The 21,065-nt window shown below is 31.8% G+C and carries 16 protein-coding genes, 2 pseudogenes and 1 riboswitch; of the genes and pseudogenes, 15 read left to right on the forward strand and 3 right to left on the reverse strand.

The window, feature by feature from the left end; genetic code table 11:
- Positions 1-10 precede the first annotated feature (10 nt).
- The 3 genes from MKY00_RS12995 to MKY00_RS13005 all read left to right on the forward strand — a co-directional run bounded on the left by MKY00_RS12995 (position 11) and on the right by MKY00_RS13005 (position 5,664).
- Positions 11-1,798, forward strand: a complete 1,788-nt coding sequence (locus tag MKY00_RS12995; RefSeq protein WP_016717588.1) for a PAS domain-containing sensor histidine kinase — start codon at positions 11-13, stop codon at positions 1,796-1,798.
- A gap of 223 nt (positions 1,799-2,021) precedes the next feature.
- Positions 2,022-4,148 (forward strand): peptidoglycan D,D-transpeptidase FtsI family protein, encoded by a 2,127-nt coding sequence (locus tag MKY00_RS13000; RefSeq protein WP_074585732.1) that lies wholly within the window; start codon positions 2,022-2,024, stop codon positions 4,146-4,148.
- A 337-nt stretch (positions 4,149-4,485) separates the two neighbouring features.
- Positions 4,486-5,664, forward strand: coding sequence for a macrolide family glycosyltransferase (locus MKY00_RS13005; protein WP_016717589.1), 1,179 nt, complete (start codon positions 4,486-4,488; stop codon positions 5,662-5,664).
- A 48-nt stretch (positions 5,665-5,712) separates the two neighbouring features.
- Here MKY00_RS13005 and MKY00_RS13010 read toward each other — a convergent pair whose 3' ends face one another.
- Positions 5,713-6,393, reverse strand: coding sequence for an aspartate/glutamate racemase family protein (locus tag MKY00_RS13010; RefSeq protein WP_000864407.1), 681 nt, complete (start codon positions 6,391-6,393; stop codon positions 5,713-5,715).
- A gap of 153 nt (positions 6,394-6,546) precedes the next feature.
- Positions 6,547-6,662, forward strand: a riboswitch (SAM riboswitch).
- A gap of 139 nt (positions 6,663-6,801) precedes the next feature.
- Between MKY00_RS13010 and MKY00_RS13015 the strand changes: the two genes are divergently transcribed.
- The 4 genes and pseudogenes from MKY00_RS13015 to MKY00_RS13030 all read left to right on the forward strand — a co-directional run bounded on the left by MKY00_RS13015 (position 6,802) and on the right by MKY00_RS13030 (position 10,097).
- Positions 6,802-7,350 carry an ECF-type riboflavin transporter substrate-binding protein gene (locus MKY00_RS13015; protein ID WP_001038197.1) on the forward strand — a complete coding sequence of 183 codons (549 nt, stop codon included), beginning with the start codon at positions 6,802-6,804 and terminating at the stop codon, positions 7,348-7,350.
- A 10-nt stretch (positions 7,351-7,360) separates the two neighbouring features.
- Positions 7,361-9,061 (forward strand): ABC transporter ATP-binding protein, encoded by a 1,701-nt coding sequence (locus MKY00_RS13020; RefSeq protein WP_016717590.1) that lies wholly within the window; start codon positions 7,361-7,363, stop codon positions 9,059-9,061.
- A pseudogene (locus MKY00_RS13025) lies at positions 9,054-9,854 on the forward strand (energy-coupling factor transporter transmembrane component T family protein). The gene MKY00_RS13020 and the pseudogene MKY00_RS13025 overlap by 8 nt, the downstream one beginning before the upstream one ends.
- Before the next feature lie 135 nt (positions 9,855-9,989).
- Complete coding sequence (locus MKY00_RS13030; RefSeq protein WP_000120182.1) at positions 9,990-10,097, forward strand: YjcZ family sporulation protein; 108 nt, start codon at positions 9,990-9,992, stop codon at positions 10,095-10,097.
- 92 nt (positions 10,098-10,189) lie between these two features.
- Here MKY00_RS13030 and MKY00_RS13035 read toward each other — a convergent pair whose 3' ends face one another.
- Both MKY00_RS13035 and MKY00_RS13040 read right to left on the reverse strand, forming a co-directional pair.
- Positions 10,190-11,458, reverse strand: a complete 1,269-nt coding sequence (locus MKY00_RS13035; RefSeq protein ID WP_033678423.1) for a sensor histidine kinase — start codon at positions 11,456-11,458, stop codon at positions 10,190-10,192.
- A gap of 88 nt (positions 11,459-11,546) precedes the next feature.
- Positions 11,547-12,428 (reverse strand): serine/threonine protein kinase, encoded by an 882-nt coding sequence (locus MKY00_RS13040; protein WP_016717592.1) that lies wholly within the window; start codon positions 12,426-12,428, stop codon positions 11,547-11,549.
- A gap of 97 nt (positions 12,429-12,525) precedes the next feature.
- Here MKY00_RS13040 and MKY00_RS13045 point away from each other — a divergent pair.
- The 8 genes and pseudogenes from MKY00_RS13045 (at position 12,526) to MKY00_RS13080 (ending at position 21,037) form a co-directional block, all read left to right on the forward strand.
- A pseudogene (locus tag MKY00_RS13045) lies at positions 12,526-13,065 on the forward strand (GrpB family protein).
- A 104-nt stretch (positions 13,066-13,169) separates the two neighbouring features.
- Positions 13,170-13,700, forward strand: a complete 531-nt coding sequence (locus MKY00_RS13050) for a hypothetical protein (RefSeq protein ID WP_000413330.1) — start codon at positions 13,170-13,172, stop codon at positions 13,698-13,700.
- A gap of 12 nt (positions 13,701-13,712) precedes the next feature.
- Positions 13,713-14,387, forward strand: coding sequence for a response regulator transcription factor (locus tag MKY00_RS13055; protein WP_001163823.1), 675 nt, complete (start codon positions 13,713-13,715; stop codon positions 14,385-14,387).
- Positions 14,384-15,799: a HAMP domain-containing sensor histidine kinase gene (locus MKY00_RS13060; protein WP_016717593.1), complete on the forward strand. Its 1,416-nt coding sequence runs from the start codon at positions 14,384-14,386 to the stop codon at positions 15,797-15,799. The genes MKY00_RS13055 and MKY00_RS13060 overlap by 4 nt, the downstream gene beginning before the upstream one ends.
- Positions 15,800-15,905: 106 nt before the next feature.
- On the forward strand, positions 15,906-16,892 hold the full coding sequence (locus MKY00_RS13065; RefSeq protein WP_016717594.1) for a zinc-binding dehydrogenase: 987 nt from the start codon (positions 15,906-15,908) through the stop codon (positions 16,890-16,892).
- Between the two features lie 249 nt (positions 16,893-17,141).
- A complete protein-coding gene (locus tag MKY00_RS13070; protein ID WP_016717595.1) occupies positions 17,142-17,741 on the forward strand; it encodes an undecaprenyl-diphosphatase in 600 nt (199 codons plus the stop codon).
- Positions 17,742-18,110: 369 nt separating this feature from the next.
- A complete protein-coding gene (locus MKY00_RS13075) occupies positions 18,111-20,249 on the forward strand; it encodes a penicillin-binding protein (protein WP_016717596.1) in 2,139 nt (712 codons plus the stop codon).
- 191 nt (positions 20,250-20,440) lie between these two features.
- Positions 20,441-21,037 (forward strand): TetR family transcriptional regulator C-terminal domain-containing protein, encoded by a 597-nt coding sequence (locus tag MKY00_RS13080; RefSeq protein ID WP_016717597.1) that lies wholly within the window; start codon positions 20,441-20,443, stop codon positions 21,035-21,037.
- The last annotated feature ends 28 nt before the right edge of the window (positions 21,038-21,065 follow it).

Consider the following 21,065-nt stretch of genomic DNA (forward strand, 5'->3'; position numbering starts at 1 on the left):
TGAAAAAGGAATGAATGCGCGGCTAATGGAACTTATTGATGTGAGTACAATAGAAACCATGGCAGAACAATTTTATCAATTAACCAACATATCACATCAACTTCTTGATGCTGAAAAAGAATGTATATTTTCATTTGGAATAAATGAAAAGAAAATATGTAAACTTCCCAAACTTGAAATCCCCATTTTTTTATACAATCAATATTTAGGATCTTTTGTTGTATGGTCTCAGAAAAGCGAAATTTTCAATTGCCAAAAATACTTTGAAATGCTTTCAAATTTAATTATAGATGGAGTAATGAAAGGATTTCAAAATAAAAATACGACGTTACTTACTCGAAAAGAGGAGGAACTACATACAATCTTACAAAACATGCCTGTTATGGTTGATGCACTTGATTATAATGGAGATTTTGTTTTGTGGAATCGCGAATGTGAAATTGTGACAGGCTATACTGCGGAAGAGGTAATTGGAAATCCAAACGCACTTCGATTACTGTATCCGGATCATGATTATCGTCACGAGATACAAAAGAAATTTTTGACTCGTGGAAAGAACTTTAGAGACTGGGAAATGCGTTTAACTTGTAAAAATGGTGAAATTAAAACGATAATGTGGTCCAATATATCAGAACAGTTTCCTGTAAGTGGGTTTAGTTATTGGGCTGTTGGTGTGGATATTACACATTTAAAAGCAATAGAAGAGAAATTAAAACAACAAACGTCTGAGTTAGAATTAATTTTTCAGGCTTTACCAGATTTATGTTTCTTAACGGAAGATGATGGAACAATTATTGATTATAAAGCAGGATCCCCTACAAAATTTTACGTACCCGCAGAAGCTTTTATGGGAAAAAAGTTTTACGAAGTATTACCATCTACAGTAGCAAAAAAATTTCAAGAAGCAATTTGTCAAGTGAAAGAAAAAGGGACAAATGTAATTGTGGAATATCCACTTACAATTAATGAAAGTATCGATTTCTTCGAAGCTAGATGTTTACCGTTATTGCATGATAAAATTATGATTATTGTACGTGATATTACAGAGCGGAAAAAGACAGAAGAATTGCTAAATAAATCAGATACACTTGCAGCAATCGGTCAATTAGCAGCTGGTGTTGCTCATGAAGTTAGGAATCCATTAACAGTCATTAAAGGCTTTATACAGCTATTTCAAATTAATAAAGAAGATCAAGAAAAATATTTTGATCTAATGCTTTCTGAAATTGAAAGAATAGAAGCGATTCTTCAAGAATTTTTATCGATTGCTAAAACAGATGAACTAAGCACGGAAAAGAAAAATCTTTATCAAATATTTAAAAATGTCGTTTCGTTAATAAATACAAAAGCAATTATGACAAATATTCAAGTTGAATTATATGCAGATTCCAAAGATATAATCATTGAATGCTCAGAAAATCAACTGAAACAAGTATTTATTAACATTTTGCAAAATTCAATCGAAGCTATGCCAGATGGTGGGAGAATTTCAATTCACATAAAAGAAATAGGCAAAGATGGTATCATTATTAGTGTAATTGATAAAGGAATAGGAATACCTGAAGAACGAATTAAAAGATTAGGTGAACCTTTTTATAGTACGAAAGAAAAAGGTACCGGTATTGGATTGATGTTAAGTTATAAAATTATTGAAAGTCATCAAGGGAATATAAGTATTATGAGTGAGGTTGGCGTCGGAACAACAGTAACGATTTACTTGCCAAAATTTCAGAGTAAAAAGCCTTTATCAAATTATGATGATAGATTTGAATCGATACGTCCAATTATTAACTCTTAAATTTATTAAATACCCAATAACCAAAAGCTAAGCTTTTGGTTATTGGGTATTTTTGTATTTAATTTAGAAAACTTTACCTTTTCTTTAGATTTGCTTTAATTTCTATTAAGTTTTTATCAATATATTAGTATTTGTGCAAAGTAATGTATAGAAAATGTGCATTACTTTTAATATATAGATTCAATTATTAATAGAAATACAGTAAGGAGGAGATTATGACAAGGTGAAAAAACAAGAGAAAAAAAGCGGTAGAGCAGTACCGATGCGGTTAAACATTTTATTCTTATGTGTATTTATATTGTTTTCTGTCATGATTATACAATTAGGTAAAGTACAAATTATCGATGGTGAGACGTATAAAAATGAAGTGGAGAAGAGAGAAAATGCAACCGTAAGCCTTTCTGTGCCGCGGGGAAAAATATTTGACCGAGAAGGGAATCCAGTAGTTGATAATAAGTCTTTACGTACAATTACATATACAAAGATGAAAGGTGTAAAATCAGAAGAAATATTAAAAACAGCAAGACAACTTGCAGACATAATTGAAATACCACAAGAAGATATAGACAAGCTAACTGAGACGGATAAGAAAGATTTTTGGATGCAATTAAATCCGAAACTAACTGAAAAATTAGTATCTAAAAAAGAAATAAATAAGTTCAGAGATAAAGATATTACCGGAAAAAATTTAGATAAAAAAATTGAAGAGTTAAAAAGAAAACGAGTTACAGATAAAGATCTTCAAGATTTAACAGATAAAGATATTAAAGTGTTAGCTATTAAAAGTAAGATGACTTCTGGTTATCAAATGGCTCCTCAAATTATTAAAAAAGATGTTAGTGAAAAGGAATTTACTATAATTAGTGAAGGTTTAGCAAATCTCCCAGGTGTAGATGTGTCGGTTGATTGGGAGAGAGTGTATGTAAATGATGGGTTATTCCGATCTGTTCTTGGAAATGTTTCTAATTCCGATGAAGGATTACCAAGTGAAAAATTAGATTATTACTTGGTACGAGATTATAGCCGAAATGATAGGGTTGGAAAAAGTTATATTGAGCAGCAATATGAAGATGTACTTCATGGTACAAAAAAAGAAGTAAGAAGCGTTGCAGATAAACAAGGTACTGCAATTAGAACGGAAACAATTTCTGAGGGAAAGAGCGGTAAGAACTTAACTTTAACGATAGATATGGAATTACAGAAAAAAGTAGAAGAAAGTATAGAAAAAATATTAAAGGCATATAAAGGATCTGAATCTATGTTGGACCGTGCTTTCGTTGTAATGATGAATCCGAAAAACGGACAAGTATTATCAATGGCTGGGAAAAGACTTGTAGAAAAAGACGGGAAAACAGAAGTTGAAGACTATGCATTAGGCACAATGACTAGTTCATATGAGCTGGGATCAACAGTTAAAGGTGCGACAGTTTTAACTGGATTTGAAACGAAAGCTATAACACCAGGTACTTATTTTTATGATGCACCTATGAAGTTTAAAGGTACTAGGGAGAAGAAGTCTTGGAAAGAGTTTGGAAACATTGATGATTTAAGAGCGTTACAAGTCTCTTCAAACGTTTATATGTTTCATACAGCATTAAAAATTGCAGGTGTGGATTATGTGAAAAATAGTTCATTAAATATTAAACAGGAACACTTTGATAAAATGAGGTACTATTTCAGACAATTCGGATTAGGTGTTCCAACGGGCATCGATTTACCGAATGAAACAGCTGGACAAATTGGTAAAAAAGATAATCAGCCGGGTTTCTTATTAGATTATTCAATTGGTCAGTATGACACGTATACACCACTTCAGCTCGTACAGTATATTTCAACAATTGCAAACGGTGGATATCGAATGAAGCCACAAATTGTACAAGAGGTAAGAGAGCAAACGTCGCAAAAAGATGAGATTGGTAAAGTGGTGCATGCAGTAGAACCAATTGTTTTAAATAAAATTGATATGAAAGAGGAATATATAAATCAAGTAAAAGAAGGATTTAGAAAGGTATTCCAAGAGGGTGATGGAACAGGAGTAAGGGCGTTCCAAAAAGCATCTTATAAACCAGCAGGTAAAACAGGAACAGCACAGACGGTATACGGTGGAGAAAGTGATATTGGAAGAAATGAAAAAGGCGAGAGAAGAGAATGTTATAACTTAACGTTAGCAGGATATGCGCCATATGATAATCCAGAAGTAGCGTTTTCCGTAGTTGTGCCGTGGGTTATGAATGATAAATCTGGTATTAACTCTGATATTGGAAAAGAAGTTTTAGATGCTTATTTTGAATTGAAAAATAAGCGATTGACTGGAGAAACTGTAAAAATAGATAGCTCTAAAGAAGATTAAAACATATGAAATGTTATAAAAATAGAGTTGTCTTATTTAGGAATTAATTCAAAATGGGTGAGAAAGAAGAATAAAATTATTCTATCAATTATTCACATTTTATAAAATAAAACATATATTGATAGCATAGGACAAGCTGAAAAGCTTATTCTAACCTCACAGAACACTCCTTATCACGGGTTGGCATCTACTTATGTAGATGCCTTTTTTAATTTAAACACTAACAATTATTTATCAACCTAAAGTAGTAAGCATATTAGGACTATTAGGTGAAGATTGACGGTAATAATTACAGTATGCTTAATAAGCGAATTGAAATGTAAGGAGTGAGAAATAAGTGCTAAATATTTTAGTGGTTAATTTTCCAGCAGAGGGACATGTAAATCCTACATTAAGTTTAGTCAAAGCCTATACGGAACGGGGGGATCACGTACATTATATTACGACAGAACAATTTAAAGACAGAATTGAAGATTTGGGAGCTACTGTATATACACATCCAGATTTATTAAAGGAGATTTCTATTGATTCTGAAACTCTAGATGGGCTGAATTCTTTCTTTCGTGTACATGTTCAAACTTCTTTATATATATTAGAAATTGTGAAACAATTATGTGAAAACATACATTTTGATTTCGTAATTTATGATATATTTGGTGCTGGAGAGTTAGTAAAGGAGTATTTACAAATTCCAGGCATAGTTTCTTCTCCTATATTCTTAATTCCTACTGAATTTTTGGAGACTTTACCTTTTCATCCTAATGCAGCAATACCATTCCGACCTGATGAAATTTCTGAACAGTTGTTATATCAAATGGATCGTGAATTTGGAGTAAAGCCTAAAAATAATCTTCAATTTATGCATAATAAGGGAGATGTTACTCTTGTGTACACAAGTCGTTATTTCCAACCTAATAGCGATTCGTTCGGAGAAAATAACATTTTTATTGGACCAAGTATTTCAAAGCGTAAAATAAATGTTGAATTTCCACTTGAATCGCTTAAAGATAAGAAAGTTATTTATATTTCAATGGGAACACTGCTTGAAGGGATCGAACCATTCTTTAATGCATGTATTGATGCTTTCTCAGATTTTAATGGATTAGTTGTAATGGCAATTGGCGATAGAAATGATCGTTCTAAAATTAAGGAAGCGCCAAACAATTTTATAATTGCTCCATACGTACCTCAATCAGAAGTATTAAGTGAAGCAGATGTTTTTATTACACATGGCGGTATGAACAGTGTACACGATGCTATTCATTTTAATGTCCCATTTGTCATCATTCCACATGATAAAGACCAGCCAATGATAGCACAAAGATTAACTGAGCTTGAAGCAGCGCATCGGTTATTGAAAGAGAATGTTAATGTGCAAACGTTAAAAGAAGCGGTAACCGATGTTCTTTCAAATGAAAAGTATAAGCATGGAATACGAAAACTGAAAGATAGTTTTTTAGATTGTGGTGGTTCAAATGAAGCAATCACAGTGATTACATCTCTTTTAAATAAATAGTGTGGGTAATATAAAAGCATAGAGGCGCACCTTTATGCTTTTATATGATTATCCCGCAAACTGCACAGCAGTATTTGCATGTAAAAAAGCAGTATCAAAAACAGGAACAGTAAGGTCGTTTTGGGAAATGAGCAACGGTATTTCGGTGCAACCTAGTAGTATACCTTCTGCGCCATTTTGAATTAATGACTTTGTAATTTGTAATAGCTTTTCTTTTGATGTTTCTGAAATAATTCCTTTACTTAATTCATTTAAAATAACATGATGAATAAAATTTCTTTCCTCTTTATTGGGGATGATTGTCTCAATGCTATAATTCGCTAATCGTGATTTATAGAAGTCTTGTTCCATCGTTTGTTTCGTACCCAATAATCCGATACGCTTTATATTCTGTTCTACCATTTCTTTAGCACTTACATCACCTATGTGAAGAAGTGGAATGGATATTGCACTTTCCACTTCTTCAGCAAATAGATGGACCGTATTGGAACACATTAATAAACATTCAGCTCCGGATTTTTCAACCTTCTTTGCAACGGTGACTAATTCGTTTTTCACTTCTTCATATTGGTGATTTTGTAATAAAGTAGTTACTTCACCAAAGTCCATGCTATATAAAACAAGCTTTGCATTTTGATCGTATTGAGAGAGTGTAAGTGTATTAATATGTTTATAGTATAATGATGTAGATTCCCAACTTAGTCCACCAATTAAACCGATTACTTTCATCGTACATTCCTCCCGTAACTATTTTGAATTTATTATTTCACAATTCCGATAAGAATACAATGATTTAAATGTACTATTAAACAAAAAATAAAAATAATTAGAAAAGTATTGAAATTTATATTTTTTAATGCCATAATACGAATTACAAATTAATACTTATCCAGAGAGGTGGAGGGAACGGCCCTATGAAACCTCAGCAACCCCTATATATATTTATAGGAAGGTGCTAATTCCGCAGAGAACACGATGTGTTTTTTGGAAGATAAGAGGATTCTTGAACGTGAAAGAAAATGACCTCTTATGTAAGAGGTCATTTTTTGTTGTATAGAAAGGGAGTGTCGATGCATAATTCATTTTCAAAATAAATATAGAGTAATAAAAGTTGACTATTAAGAGAGGAGAATTGTAATGAACAAATTATCAACAAAATTAGTAGTGGCAATCGGAATTGGAGCAGCATTATACGGGATATTAGGACTTTGGGGATTTTCTATTGCACCCAATACATTTATTAAACCTGCGTTAGCTATTTTAACCATTTTTGGTGCGTTATTTGGCCCAGTGGCAGGACTGTTAATAGGACTTATCGGTCATACCGTAACAGATACAATTGCTGGCTGGGGTATTTGGTGGGGCTGGGTTTTTAGTTCCGGCATTATCGGCTTTGCAATGGGGCTCATTCAAAAAAGAGTTGGCTTTAGTGTGAAAAACGGGACATATAATAAAGGAGATATTTCCTATTTAGCTATTACTGGGTTAATTGGTATTGTCATTGCTATTATATTTGCTGGGGCATTCGATATTATCGTGATGGGAGAACCGTTTGATAAAATTGTTATACAAGTATTAGGTGCAACAATTGCTGATGTTATTGTATTTTTAGTTCTTGGATTGCCAATTACAATAGGGTTAGCTAAATCTAATAAAAAACATACACATTTAAAAATTGAAAAGTAGGGATGTTAACATGCAACCAATTATTTCTTTTGAACAATTCAACTTTCAATATAAGCATGCAGCGCAGCCTACTGTTAAAGACGTTACATTTCATATATATCCTGGGGAAAAAGTGCTGATTGCTGGGCGAAGTGGTTCAGGGAAATCGACATTAGCTCATTGTATGAATGGGCTAATCCCATTTTCTTATGAAGGGACTAGTACTGGTACTATTTTAATTGACGGAAAAGACCCGAGGAAAGGAAGTATTTTTGAACAGAGTAAACAGGTTGGAACAATTTTGCAAGATCAAGATGCACAATTTATTGGTCTTACAGTAGAGGAAGATGTAGCTTTTTATTTAGAAAATGAATGCGTAAATGAAGATGATATGAAAAAGATTGTTTCGGAATCATTAAAAAAGGTAAAGATGCATAATTTTCATAAACAAAGTCCACATGAATTATCAGGAGGACAAAAACAAACTGTTTCTTTAGCAGGTCTGTTAACAACAAATGCTCATATATTATTGTTCGATGAACCGTTAGCAAATTTAGATCCAGTTAGTAGCTTACATACAGTAGAACTTATTAAAGATATACATAAACAATATAATAAAACAATTGTAATAATTGAACATCGAATAGAAGAAATGTTAAACCTAGATTTAGATAAAATCATTTTAATTGATGAAGGAGAAATTGTTGCGATAGGCACACCAGAAAAGATTTTAGCATCAAATATATTACCATCTATCGGATTAAGAGAACCTATGTACATAGAAGGCTTAAAGAGATTGCATTTTGATAGTAATAATGACGTAATATACCCACTTGAAAATCTTCAAAGGGAAAGTGTTAGTGGAGTAATAAATGAGTGGATGGAGAAGCAAACTTTTTGTAAAGATACTCCTACAAAAAAAGAATTATTGAAAGTAGAGAATTTGTCATTCTCATATCCTAATAAACAAAAAGTATTAGACAATGTAAATTTCTCTCTATTTAAAGGGGAAATAGTAGCACTCCTAGGACATAATGGAGCTGGAAAATCAACACTAGCTCATAGTCTTATAGGGATAAACAAAACAAAAAATGATAGGATTTTAATTGATGGAGTAAATATCAATTCTTGGTCTATTCGTAAACGCGGTGAGGTTATATCTTATGTGATGCAAAATCCAAATCATATGATTACACAAGCTACTGTAATGGAAGAAATTTCATTTTCATTAAAATTAAAAAAATTTTCGAAGGAAGAAATTAAGCTTAGAGCAGAGGAAACATTAAAAATTTGTGGCTTGTATCCATTTCGAAATTGGCCAATTCAGGCATTAAGTTATGGGCAAAAAAAGAGATTAACGATTGCATCTGTACTAACAACAAATCCAAAACTTATCATATTAGATGAACCGACAGCGGGACAAGATTATTATCATTATAAACAATTTATGACGTTTATTAGAAAACTAGCTGCAAAGGGAATATCCTTTATTTTTATCACACACGATATGAATCTCGCATTAGAATATGCAGACAGAGCAATAGTTCTAAAGGAAGGAGAAGTTATTGCGAATAATACTGCATCTATTGTATTAGGTCATCCAGAAACGTTAAAAAGAGCGAACTTAAAGGAGAGTTCTTTATTTAAACTCGTTAAATTTAGTGGTATTGCAAATCCTGAAAGGTTTATGGAACTTTATTTTGATGATATTAGGAGGGAGGAAGGTGTATAATACATATTTTCATCGCATGGACGGATCAGTGAAATTGTTATTATTTATTTTTTGTATGACACTTACTTTTTTATTTTTTGATTTTCGCATATTGCTATTTGTATTTATGATTGGATGTATCGGACTTCTAGTTGCTAAAATTCCATTTCGTAAAATTTTTATTGTTTTTACTGTTATATTTACATTTAGTTTATTAAATTCTGTTATGATCTTATTTATTACACCAACCCATGGATCTGAATTAACCGGATCATATACTTCATTTGTGTATATTGGATATGCAACAATTACATACGAAACATTATTTTATGCAGCTACACTTTCGTTAAAGTATTTTACGTTATTACCATTTACAATTATTTTTATTTATACGACTGATCCAAGCAAATTTGTGAGTAGCTTAAGTAAATTTCGAATTCATTATAAAATTACTTATGCGATAAATATTGCATTACGTTATATACCTGATATTCAGTCCGAATATAAAGTTATTAAACATGCCTAAGAGGCGAGAGGAGTAGCTTTTGAAAAAGGAGAAGCAAGTTTATGGATCCGCATGCAAAACCGTGTCTTAATTTTCTGGCCTTTAATTATTCATTCTTTAGAGAGAATCGATACAGTTTCAAACGCAATGGATTTAAGAGGGTTTGGAAAGAAGGATACACGTACGTGGTTCTATACAAATAAAGCGAAAAGCGGGGATTTCATTGCTTTATTTATAGGTATTTTTATTTTAATTGCTGCAGTATATTTAAAGTTACATGTATTTCAAAATTTTTGGTATCCGTTTTAAAGCACTCTCAAATGAGTGCTTTTACTTATTTTTATATAGACATGCTCAAAAAAGGGATATTTACATAATGTATAATACGAACCAGTTAAAATGATCAACTACCTATTAGTTTTCAAACCAAAAGGAGGAGAAAATATGAGTTACGGTGGTTCTTGTGGTTTTGGTGGAGGTTTCGCTTTATTAGTTGTGTTATTTATTTTATTAATTATCGTTGGATGCAGCTGTTGGGGCGGAGGGTACTAATTTTTAATTAGTCTCCACAAATGTAAAACTAAAAAACATAGAAGATACTTATGTATCGAAACAAATAAAAAAGGAGCATAATTGCTCCTTTTTTATTTGTTGTTAGATGCGTTTGTATTACATTTCGGAAATGTAATTGTCAAAGTAGTACCTTTATTCATAACGCTTCGGATTTTCAAATTACCTTGCATCGTTTCAATGATCTTAACAGCAACCATTGTGCCTAAACCTGTACCTTTCGTTTTTGTACTAAAATACGGTTCGCCAAAGCGATTTATTTGCTCTTGTGACATACCAATTCCGCTATCTTCAATTCGTATGATAACTTTATTATTACTAATAGAAGAGGAGATATTTAAAGTGCCACCATTAGGCATTGCTTCAATACCATTTTTTATTAAGTTTAAAAAGCATTGCTGAAAGTGCTGTTTATTACCAACTATTGTTGCATTGGAGAAATCTTTCGTAATATGTACCGTATTCATATTACATAAGGGCACTATCATATTAATAACTCTATTTAACTCTTGTTCGACTGAAATATGATCTAATTTTTCTGGAGCAGGTTTGGCAAATGTTAAATAGTCATCAATAATTTCTTGAGCACGATTTAATTCTTCAAGTATATGGTCAATATATTTGTCTCTCGATTCGGGAGTTAGATTGGATGTTTTCAAAAGTTGTGTAAATCCTTTTACGACAGTTAAAGGGTTTCTTACTTCATGTGATATGCTAGCAGCGAGTTGGCTAACAATCTCCATTTTCTCCACTTTAATTAATTTTGATCGCATACATACTGCATCTTTTATAACTTCATTTATATAAACAATAAATAGCATTAGAGTAGTCGGTAATATTATGAAGTAAATAATATACAAATTATTTACTTCAAAATTTGATAAAGTTAACACAATCACAGTTGTAAATATTGCTAGAAAAAAGGTTAAAAACATGGAAAAAGCTACTTTTATTTTTCTATTATATGTATTAAATTTTGCGGATGCGAATGCTGTAATGATAAACATTATTCCGTAAACAATGACAGTTAGCATATTAAATCCATAAAATAAAAATCTTGTAATTAATAAAATTGTAAACAATATGATACCGACAGGGAATCCACCATAGAGTGTACCAATTATGACTGGGATTTGTCTTAAATCATGAATACAACTCTCATCCATATAGATAGGGTATCTCATACATAGAATAAGTGGGATACTCGAACAAAGAGTAATAAGTAGTGTTTTATATTTCTTTAAATAGCGCCCGCTATCGTATATAAAATAAAAAATAAATATACTAATTAGAATGTAAAGAAGATTATTTAATACGTTTTGATTAATATAAACAAAGTTCATAATATATTTGCCTCGTTATTTTGAATTTCCATTTCATATATATTATACATGATTATAGTAGAAACTTTTTGCTTTTAATAATATAAGTTTATATTTTTTCAGTATTAGCCATGTTTAGCCACTCTTCATAAAATGTTTCAACCGATACATATCGTTCCATTCGGTTTTCATTTACAGCACGATACGCTATTTCATATAAATCCCTACTTGCTTCCCATTTTGTAAAGGAGCGATCTTTTCCACCACCTAAAATTGCGAAAGCCATTGCACCCATATTAAATACATTTGTTCTCGCATCAATCATAGCGTTTAGCTCGAATTCTTCAGGAGACATAAAACGTGAGGAACCCCATAATCTTCCCATTTTATTTACGTATGGTTTTTTAGAATATAAATCAATATCACAAATTTTCGTTTCATTTGTATTAAAATTATACATAATACTACCATCATAAAAATCTATTGCTACATAGTTTTTCTTTTCGACATATGTATGGAAAGAAAAAATGGAATTTAAAGATTGAACTCGTTTTCTAACAGGTAAATGCTTAAATTTATAAAATGGAGAGTTTGGATTTTTATATTTCTCAGGAGGCGGGAAACTCCAGTGCGAATGAAGACATTCACCATCAAACCAATCGAAAATTAATACATATCCAGATTGAACTGGAAAATGTTCAATTAGTTTTATAAGCGAGTTATGCTTTAATTCCTCGTATAGGGAAACTGATTTTTTTAACCGTTCAATAGCGTCGTTTATTGTTCCTTCGTATGCAATTGTTTGTGCCCCTGCGTATTTAATGAATTTTTTATGGCCATTTTTTTCAACACCAAAACTTATATTACCTGAATCTTGCTGGTCAAAAACTGCAAATACGGTTCCTAATTTCAAGAGCCAATCAAAATTATGATGTTCTTTTAATTGGAATGTTATTTGATTTAACTGAATTTCAACTGGTTTAGCTTCCATAATATACCTCGCATTTATTATAATTAAGTTGTATATTTCATTATTCGACATATTTTGTAAAAATCCTATGTTAATCACATGAAATTTTATAAATATAATGATGAATACTTATAGGAGTGTGAATAAAGTGGAACAACAAATCGTTATTAAATCGTATGAAAAAGAGTGGCATGAAGAGTATTTAAAAGAAAAGGAAAAATTTATTTCTTTATTCGGATGAGATTGTATTGCTATTGAACATATAGGGAGCACATCTGTACAAGGGTTAGGAGCGAAACCTTTAATTGATATGATGATTGGCGTAACAGATTTGCAAATTATCGAAAAGTGGATTGAAGATTTATTAAAAATTGGATATGAGTACGTTCCAAAAGAATCACCTAATTGGCGTTTTTTTAGAAAGGGAAAATGGAGAGCGGGCACTCATCATTTACATGTCTATATTTATAATAGTGACGAATGGAAAAACAATCTTTTATTTCGAGACTTTCTAATAAAGCATGAATGGGCACGTAAAGAATATAGAGAACTAAAAGAGAGACTTGCAGCTACATATCCTTTTGATCGAGTTTCATATACAAGTGCAAAAGCGCCGTTTATTCAAAAAATAATAAAGGAAGCTAAACAAATTAAGTGATCTTGAAATTCTCATTTTATTTTAATCTTGTTCTCATGTTCCTTTCTTTTTTATTTGATATTCTGCTGGTTACAGAAACTTTTTAAGAAAGGAGCTTAAATGAAATGGAAAAGCTACTAAAACATAAATCTTTTCATTTATTTGTAAAAATTATAGGCTTTACTATTATTTTTTGTAGTGTAGCATTGTTACTTATTAATGTAATTTACGGCAACGTATTAAATGTAAAAGGGTTAAATAAGAAATTAGGTTCTTTCGGTGAATATGGGACGATTTTAGCTGCATCATTATGGTTTTTACGTCATGTATGGTTATTTTTTAAAAAGAAAAATATAATTGGGGTTAAATTGATAAAAGATTTATATTTGTTCATTAAAAAATTTCACGTATTAATTGGATATACTGTATTAGCTGTATCAATTACTCACGGTGTTTATTTTTTATTAAAAGGAAGTCGACATATACTTATATTTTATAGTGGTATATTCTCCCTTTTTATTTTAATTATACTAGGTGTCATTGGACTTTTCTTACAGAAACATGATAAAAAAATAAACTTGATATTGTATAGAAAAGTACATCAAATTATGGCAATTATATTTGGAGTAGGATTACTGATTCATTTAACTGTATAGGGGGCATTGCTGTTGCAACACATATTAATCATTGAGGATGAAGAAAATTTAGCTGATTTTTTAGAGTTAGAACTAAAGTATGAAGGATATAAAGTCGATATACAGTTTGATGGGCGGAAGGGTTTAGAAGCTGCACTTGAAACAAATTATGACCTTATTCTGCTGGATTTAATGCTACCAGGATTAAATGGAATAGAGGTGTGTCGTAGATTAAGGGCAACTAAAAATACACCAATTATTATGCTAACTGCACGCGATAGTATTATGGATCGCGTGACAGGATTAGATAGCGGAGCCGATGATTATCTTCCGAAACCATTTGCAATTGAAGAGCTATTGGCACGTATGAGGGTTATATTTAGACGGGAAGAACATATAGAAAACAAGCATGTTTCATCTCTTACGTTCAAAGATTTACAGCTCCAGATTGAATCTCGAACTATTACAAAAGGAAATGAAGAAATCGAACTTACAAATAAAGAATTTGAACTCTTGCTTATGTTTATGAAAAATATTAATAGAGTACTTACCCGTGATGTTTTATTGGATCAAGTATGGGGATATGATGCAATGGTTGAGACGAATATCGTTGATGTATACGTTCGTTATTTACGTAACAAGTTACATAGTGTAGATAAGGAGGAATATATCCAAACGGTCCGCGGTGCTGGATATATAATGAAATGATTAAAAATATTGTGCATCAAATTCGAAATCTACCTATAAAGTGGAAATTAACACTTTGGTCCACTACATTAGTATTTATTTTATTCATTTTATATAGCACTTTGCAGTTTATTGTAATCAATAAGTGGACTATAGATTATGAACAGAAACAAATAAATAGGCAAGTGACAGAAATAGCGGCATATTACCAAGATAAAAGTGATACCCTTTCGATTAAAACGTTTGAAAACAGTAAAGATTTCTTAAATAATATGATTGATAAACATCAAATGATTCGTGTTATCGGCATGGATGGAAAACCAATTGTTACTGTTTCGCGAGATTTTAATGAGACATGGATAAAGCCAAAACAAGTTTTACAAGATGAATTATTTATAAAAAGACATGTAGAAGATCGCATATTAGTTAAACGTATACCAATTCAAACAAAAGAGTTCACTGGCACGATTGAACTTACGAAAAACTTAGAGGCTTTTGATCATTTATTAAAAATTATTTTAGTGGTAATGATTATTGCCGGAATATGTGGATTAATCCTTAGTTTTTTAGGTGGGGTACTAATCACGAAAAAGCTATTATCAAGTATTCAAAATATAACGAATACGATGAAGCGTATTAAGAAAAATGGGCTAAATGAACGGGTTCCAGTACGTGAAAATAATGATGAACTTGCAAAATTATCGTTTCTTTTTAACGAAATGATGGATGAAGTAGAAACTTCCTTTACACAACAGAAGCAGTTTGTAGAAGACGCATCCCATGAACTGAGAACACCACTAACAATTATTCAAGGACACTTGTCTATGTTAAATCGGTGGGGGAAAAATGATCCAGCAGTTTTAGATAAATCGCTTCAATCCAGTTTAAAGGAAGTTGATCGTTTAAATAAGTTAGTTTTAGAATTGCTAGAACTATCAAGAGCTGAATCAGAACAGATGCATCCAATTGCAGCTGATCCAGTCCATGTAAATAGCATATTAAAACAAGTTACACAAAACTTTGTTGTACTTCAAACTGAATTTCAATTTGATATGAAACTGGGTGAAGATTCGGCATATGTCTCAATACCTTCATCTTACTTAGAACAAATTATTATTATCGTATTGGATAACGCAGTGAAATATACAAAAGAAGTTAATAAATATATTTGTATTGAATCTAGTGTACAATCAGGGAAAGTTAAAATTCGTATCATAGATCGTGGTGCGGGAATACCCGAAGCTGATTTACCATTTGTTCTTAACCGCTTTTATCGTGTGGACAAAGCAAGAAGTCGAAAACAAGGTGGAAACGGTCTAGGTTTGTCTATCGCAAAACGTCTTGTAGAGAAATACAACGGAACTATTCGAATAGAGAGTAAAGAAGGTGAAGGAACAATCGTTACGATTATACTGCCTACCGTTTCACTTTAATACATTGAAAAGAAGGGATGTTTTTACATTCCTTCTTTTTTATAGTCAAATTACTTTGTTTATTTCGAACTTTCTAGTACATTAGAATTATTAAGGGGGAATAAAAATGAAAGCTATCGTACAACAATATAAAGCAGGATTTGAAGGGGTAGAATATAAAGTATTACCTGAGAGAAACCCTAGCGCTGGGGAAGTGAAAGTAAAATTAAAATCAGCCGGTTTAAATCACCGAGATTTATTTATAATGAATAATAGAAGAGAAATGCAAGTACCATTAGTTCTAGGATCAGATGGTGCAGGTATTGTTACGGAAGTTGGAGAAGGTGTTTCAGGTGATTTATTACAAACCGAGGTCATTATTAATCCTAGTATTGGATGGGATCATATTGCTGAAATACCTGAGTTACCAGAGGTGTTAGGTGGACCGAAAGATGGAACGTTTGCTGAATATGTTATTGTGCCAGCTGAAAATATAGTGGCAAAACCGTCATATCTTACTTGGGAAGAGTCTGGTGTTTTATCTTTATCGGCACTAACTGCATATAGAGCGCTTTTTACAAAGGGTAGATTAAAGCGTGGCGAACATGTTTTAATTCCGGGTATAGGCGGCGGTGTAGCGACATTTGCCATGTTATTTGCAAAAGCAATTGGTGCAAAAGTAAGTGTTACTTCAAGGGTAGAGAGTAAAAGAAAGTTTGCCGAAACATATGGCGCAGACTTTTCTTTTAATAGTTCTGGAAATTGGGAAGAGAGTTTAAGTGGAGAGAAAGTAGATTTAATAATTGACAGTATAGGTCCAGCAACATTTTTAAAATACTTTGATGTATTAAAACCAAATGGGAGAATTGTTAATTTCGGCGCAAGCTCAGGAGATAAAATTGAATTACCATTACGAGCATTATTTTATAATCAAATCGATATAATGGGAACATCTATGGGTAGTCGTGAGGAATTTCATGAAATGGTTAAGTTTATAGAGAAACATAAAATTAAACCAATTATTGATAAAGTATATTCGTTAGAAGAAGCCATTCAGGCGTTAAATCGTATGGAACAAGGAGAACAATTTGGTAATATCGCACTTCGTATGTAATAAAAATATGATTTCGCAACTAGTATATTTAAATAAATATGTTATGTTTTCTACACATAAAAAGCATATGATTCGTATTGTTTTAAAGGTTTTTCAGCTTTATACATAATTAGCCGTTATAATTAGTCTCAATATTGTCAAATGAGTAATAGTAAAATGAGAATTAGATGAGAAAAGTTTAAGCCCATTTTCATATTGATGTTGTATACTGTGTAAATCAAGAAAGCTTTTATTTAAGGAGAGAGAATTATGAATTACACAGTATTTCAATGGTTTAATAATTTAGCTGGATCGTCCAAACTATTAGATACGCTAATGATTGCTATTACAAATAGTGCTGTATATGTAGCAATTTTGTTTATGTTTATCTTATGGTTTAATAATGGAAAAAAAGTCAATGCAATTAAAAAACAATACACAGTGTTATATACGACACTTTCAGTCATTATCGCATTATTAGTAAATGTTGTGATACATGCGGTATATTACCATCCACGTCCGTTTGTATCACATGATGTACATCAATTAGTACCACATGCAGCGGACTCATCATTTGTTAGTGATCATTCAGTACTTGTATTTTCAATTGCATTTGTATTTTTGCTTAGAGGAGAAAAACTTAAATATGTCGCTCTTATTTGGGCAGTATTAGTCGGTGTTTCACGTATGTACGTAGGTGTTCATTATCCTTTAGATATACTGGGTGCCGCTTTCTTAACATTTATCACAAGTGGCTTAGTAGTGCAAAGTACACGTACGTTTGAGCCGATAGCGAAATTTGTATTTAAAACGTACGCGTTGGTAGCGAAACGTATTCCTTTTTTAGCGAAATATAATCATTTAGCTTAATTTTATAAATAACTATTTGTAGGTTTGTTTGAAAGTTCTCCTTTGGAAATCCAGAGGGGAACTTTTTATTGTGCACAAGATAAGGGCCATAAGTATTAAAAGAGTGACAAAATAATACTGGGTTAGCATTAAAAGTCTTTATGAAATTTGTAATTTATAATAAACCAACCATCTAATAATGGAATATTCGTAAATTTCACGCACCGTAATATAAATAGATCAAAAAATAGAAACAGAAACAATAACTACTTTCAGACTGTTTTAAAGGAATTGAAAGGAAATGTTCGAAACATATAGTAGTGAAAGTAAAAACTACATATTTGGTAGCACATCTTTGTAGTAACTAATGGTGAAAGAAAGGAGCGAAATATGCATAAACTTCAAACGAATAAAGGCGCGCGGTATTTTATGATTGCTTTTATTGTTTTGTTTCTTATTATGCTTTTACGTTTTTTCTATATTCAAGCAGTAGGAGTCGTGCAAAATGTGAATGTAAAGGATTTAGCAAATGAACAACATAATAAAAATGGTGTTTTGGAAGCGAATCGTGGCACGATTTATGATCAAACTGGAAAAGTGCTCGTTCAAGATTCAACAACGTATCGTGTTGTTGTGAATTTGAAAGGTAATGACAAAGTGAAAAATAAAGATGAAACTGCAGAGCAATTAGCTACTGCGCTTGAAATTGATAAAGAGGACGTATTAAAAAATTTCCATGAGGGGCGTACGCAAGTTGAAATCGGAAAAGTTGGCCGGAATTTGTCTAGGGAAAAGAAAGAACAAATTAAAAAATTGAAAATCCCAGGTGTTTCTTTTATGCCTGAGAAAGCAAGAGTGTATCCAAATGAAGATTTTGCATCTTATATACTTGGTTTTGCTAGACCAGACGATAAAGGAAATACAGAAGGGAAGTTTGGACTTGAAAAAAGTTTAGATAAATATTTACGCTCGACAAATGGGAATATAGAATATGTGGGAGCGCGAGGAGGTATCCCGCTTACAAATGATATAGGAAAAATAGAACCCGCTAAAAATGGAAATAACGTATATCTTACGCTTGATAAACAAATTAATAGTTTTTTAGAAGAAGCGATGAATAAGGCGCAAGAGCACTATGATCCTTCTATGTTAGTAGGTATTATAGCGGATCCAAAGACGGGGAAAGTTTTAGCTATGTCTAGTAAACCTAGTTTTAATCCTAATAAAGGGGATATTGAATACTTTTTAAATGATCCAATCGCAAATGCATATGAACCAGGTTCAACGATGAAAGTATTTACGTTAGCTGCTGCAATCAATGAAGGTGTATATAACGGGAAAGAATATTTTCAATCCGGCAAGTATTCAGTAGGTTCAGCGGATATAAAAGATCATAATGGTGGGTTTGGATGGGGATCTATAACATTTGATGAAGGTTTTGAAAGGTCATCAAACGTAGCTTTTTCTATTTTAGAAGATCAGTTATTAAAACCAAATAAATTTAAGCAATATATGAATAAATTTGGTTTTAACCAAAAAACGGGAATAGATTTACCTGGTGAAAGTAAAAATACTTTACTATTAAATACACAAATTCAACAAGTAACAACTTCTTTCGGACAAGGTTCTACAGTAACTCCAATTCAATTAATCCAAGCTGCTACGGCTATAGCAAATGACGGGAAAATGATGCAACCATATATCGTTGACAAAGTTGTAAATCCAACAAACAAGCAAGTTATTATGGAAAATCAACCGAAAGAAGTTGGCAATCCGATAAAAAAAGGGACTGCGGACAAGGTAAGAGACTTAATGGAGCGTGTTATTACGTCTTCAAAAGGTACAGGTACAATGTATAAAGTCGATGGTTACCCAATAGGAGGCAAGACAGGAACAGCCCAAATTCCGAATCCTGAAAATGGACGATATATGGAAGGAAAAGAAAATTATATTTTTTCATTTTTAGGTATGGCTCCAATTGATGACCCAGAGTTAATTGTATACTTAGCTATTAAGCAGCCAAAGTTAAAGGGAGATGAATATGGAGCTCAACCACTCGCTGAAATATTTAAACCAGTTGTGAAAAATAGCCTTGAATATTTAAAGGTGAAACCATACACAGAACAACAAATGGCCGATGCAACGAAAAAATCCCAATTAAAAGTGCAAAACTATGTGAATCAATCAATAGATACGGTAGAGAACAATGTGAAAAAAGAGAAACTCCAACCGATAATTTTAGGCGGAGGAAAAATAAAAAAACAATATCCGCAGTCTGGTGAAGTAATGAGTGAAGGTGATCGTATATTTTTATTAGGAAACAACGCAACAATGCCCAATTTACAAGGTTGGTCAATGCGTGATGTTATGTATTTTTCTAAACTATTAAAATTAGATTTAAAAACTTCAGGTACGGGATATGTAACAAATCAAAGTATTGAAAAAGGACAAGCTATACAAGAAGGCGATGCATTAGAACTAAAATTAGAACCACCGTTACAACCGTTAGCAGAGGCAAATACAAATTAATTCAAGCAATGTGAAGGGTCTATATACAATAGGCTCTTTTTTTTATAGAGTTTAGTAATTTCACGCACCGTAATTTTTATAAAAAATAATAAATAAGAAACTTAACAGTTACTAAAACAAAAAAACTTACATATATTGAAATTAGAACGATTGTTCAATTTTTTTGTATGAAATGACGGAAGGAGTCTACATTGAATAAAAGACGATACGATAGCGATTTAGCCAAAGAAATAATAGCAGAGAAGGCGACAGAATTATTTTCCTTAAAAGGATATACAAGAACTTCAATTGATAACATTGCAAAAGCCTCTGGTTATAGTAAAGGACATATATATTACCATTATAAAAATAAAGAAGAATTATTTGTTTATTTAGCTAAAGACAGTATGAGAAATTGGCACGATAAATGGGAAATAGCAGAAAAACAGTATACAAATGCTACTGGGAAATTATATGGGATAGCTAAATTTGTACTTTATAATTACAAAACGCCATTATTAAGAGCAGGACAAGAACTTGCCTCTGATCCGAGCGCGAACCCTTCTACAATTCAACAACTCTATGGTTTAGCTGTTATCCCTTTAAAAACATATCAAAACATTTTGGATGAAGGTATACAAAGTGGTAAATTTTATATAGAAAATGTTGAGGATTCAAGTCTTTTATTAGGTTCATGGCTAGGTGGATTATGTCAATTCATTCATTCATTTGAAACAGAGAAATTAGAAGTTTTATTTAATGAAGCCATTACGATTTTTTTACTCTCTATTTCAAACAAACATGCGTAGCATTACAAGCGAATTAGAACGATTGTTC

The sequence above is a fragment of the Bacillus sp. FSL R9-9834 genome, from assembly GCF_038006905.1.
Taxonomy (GTDB): domain Bacteria; phylum Bacillota; class Bacilli; order Bacillales; family Bacillaceae_G; genus Bacillus_A; species Bacillus_A pacificus.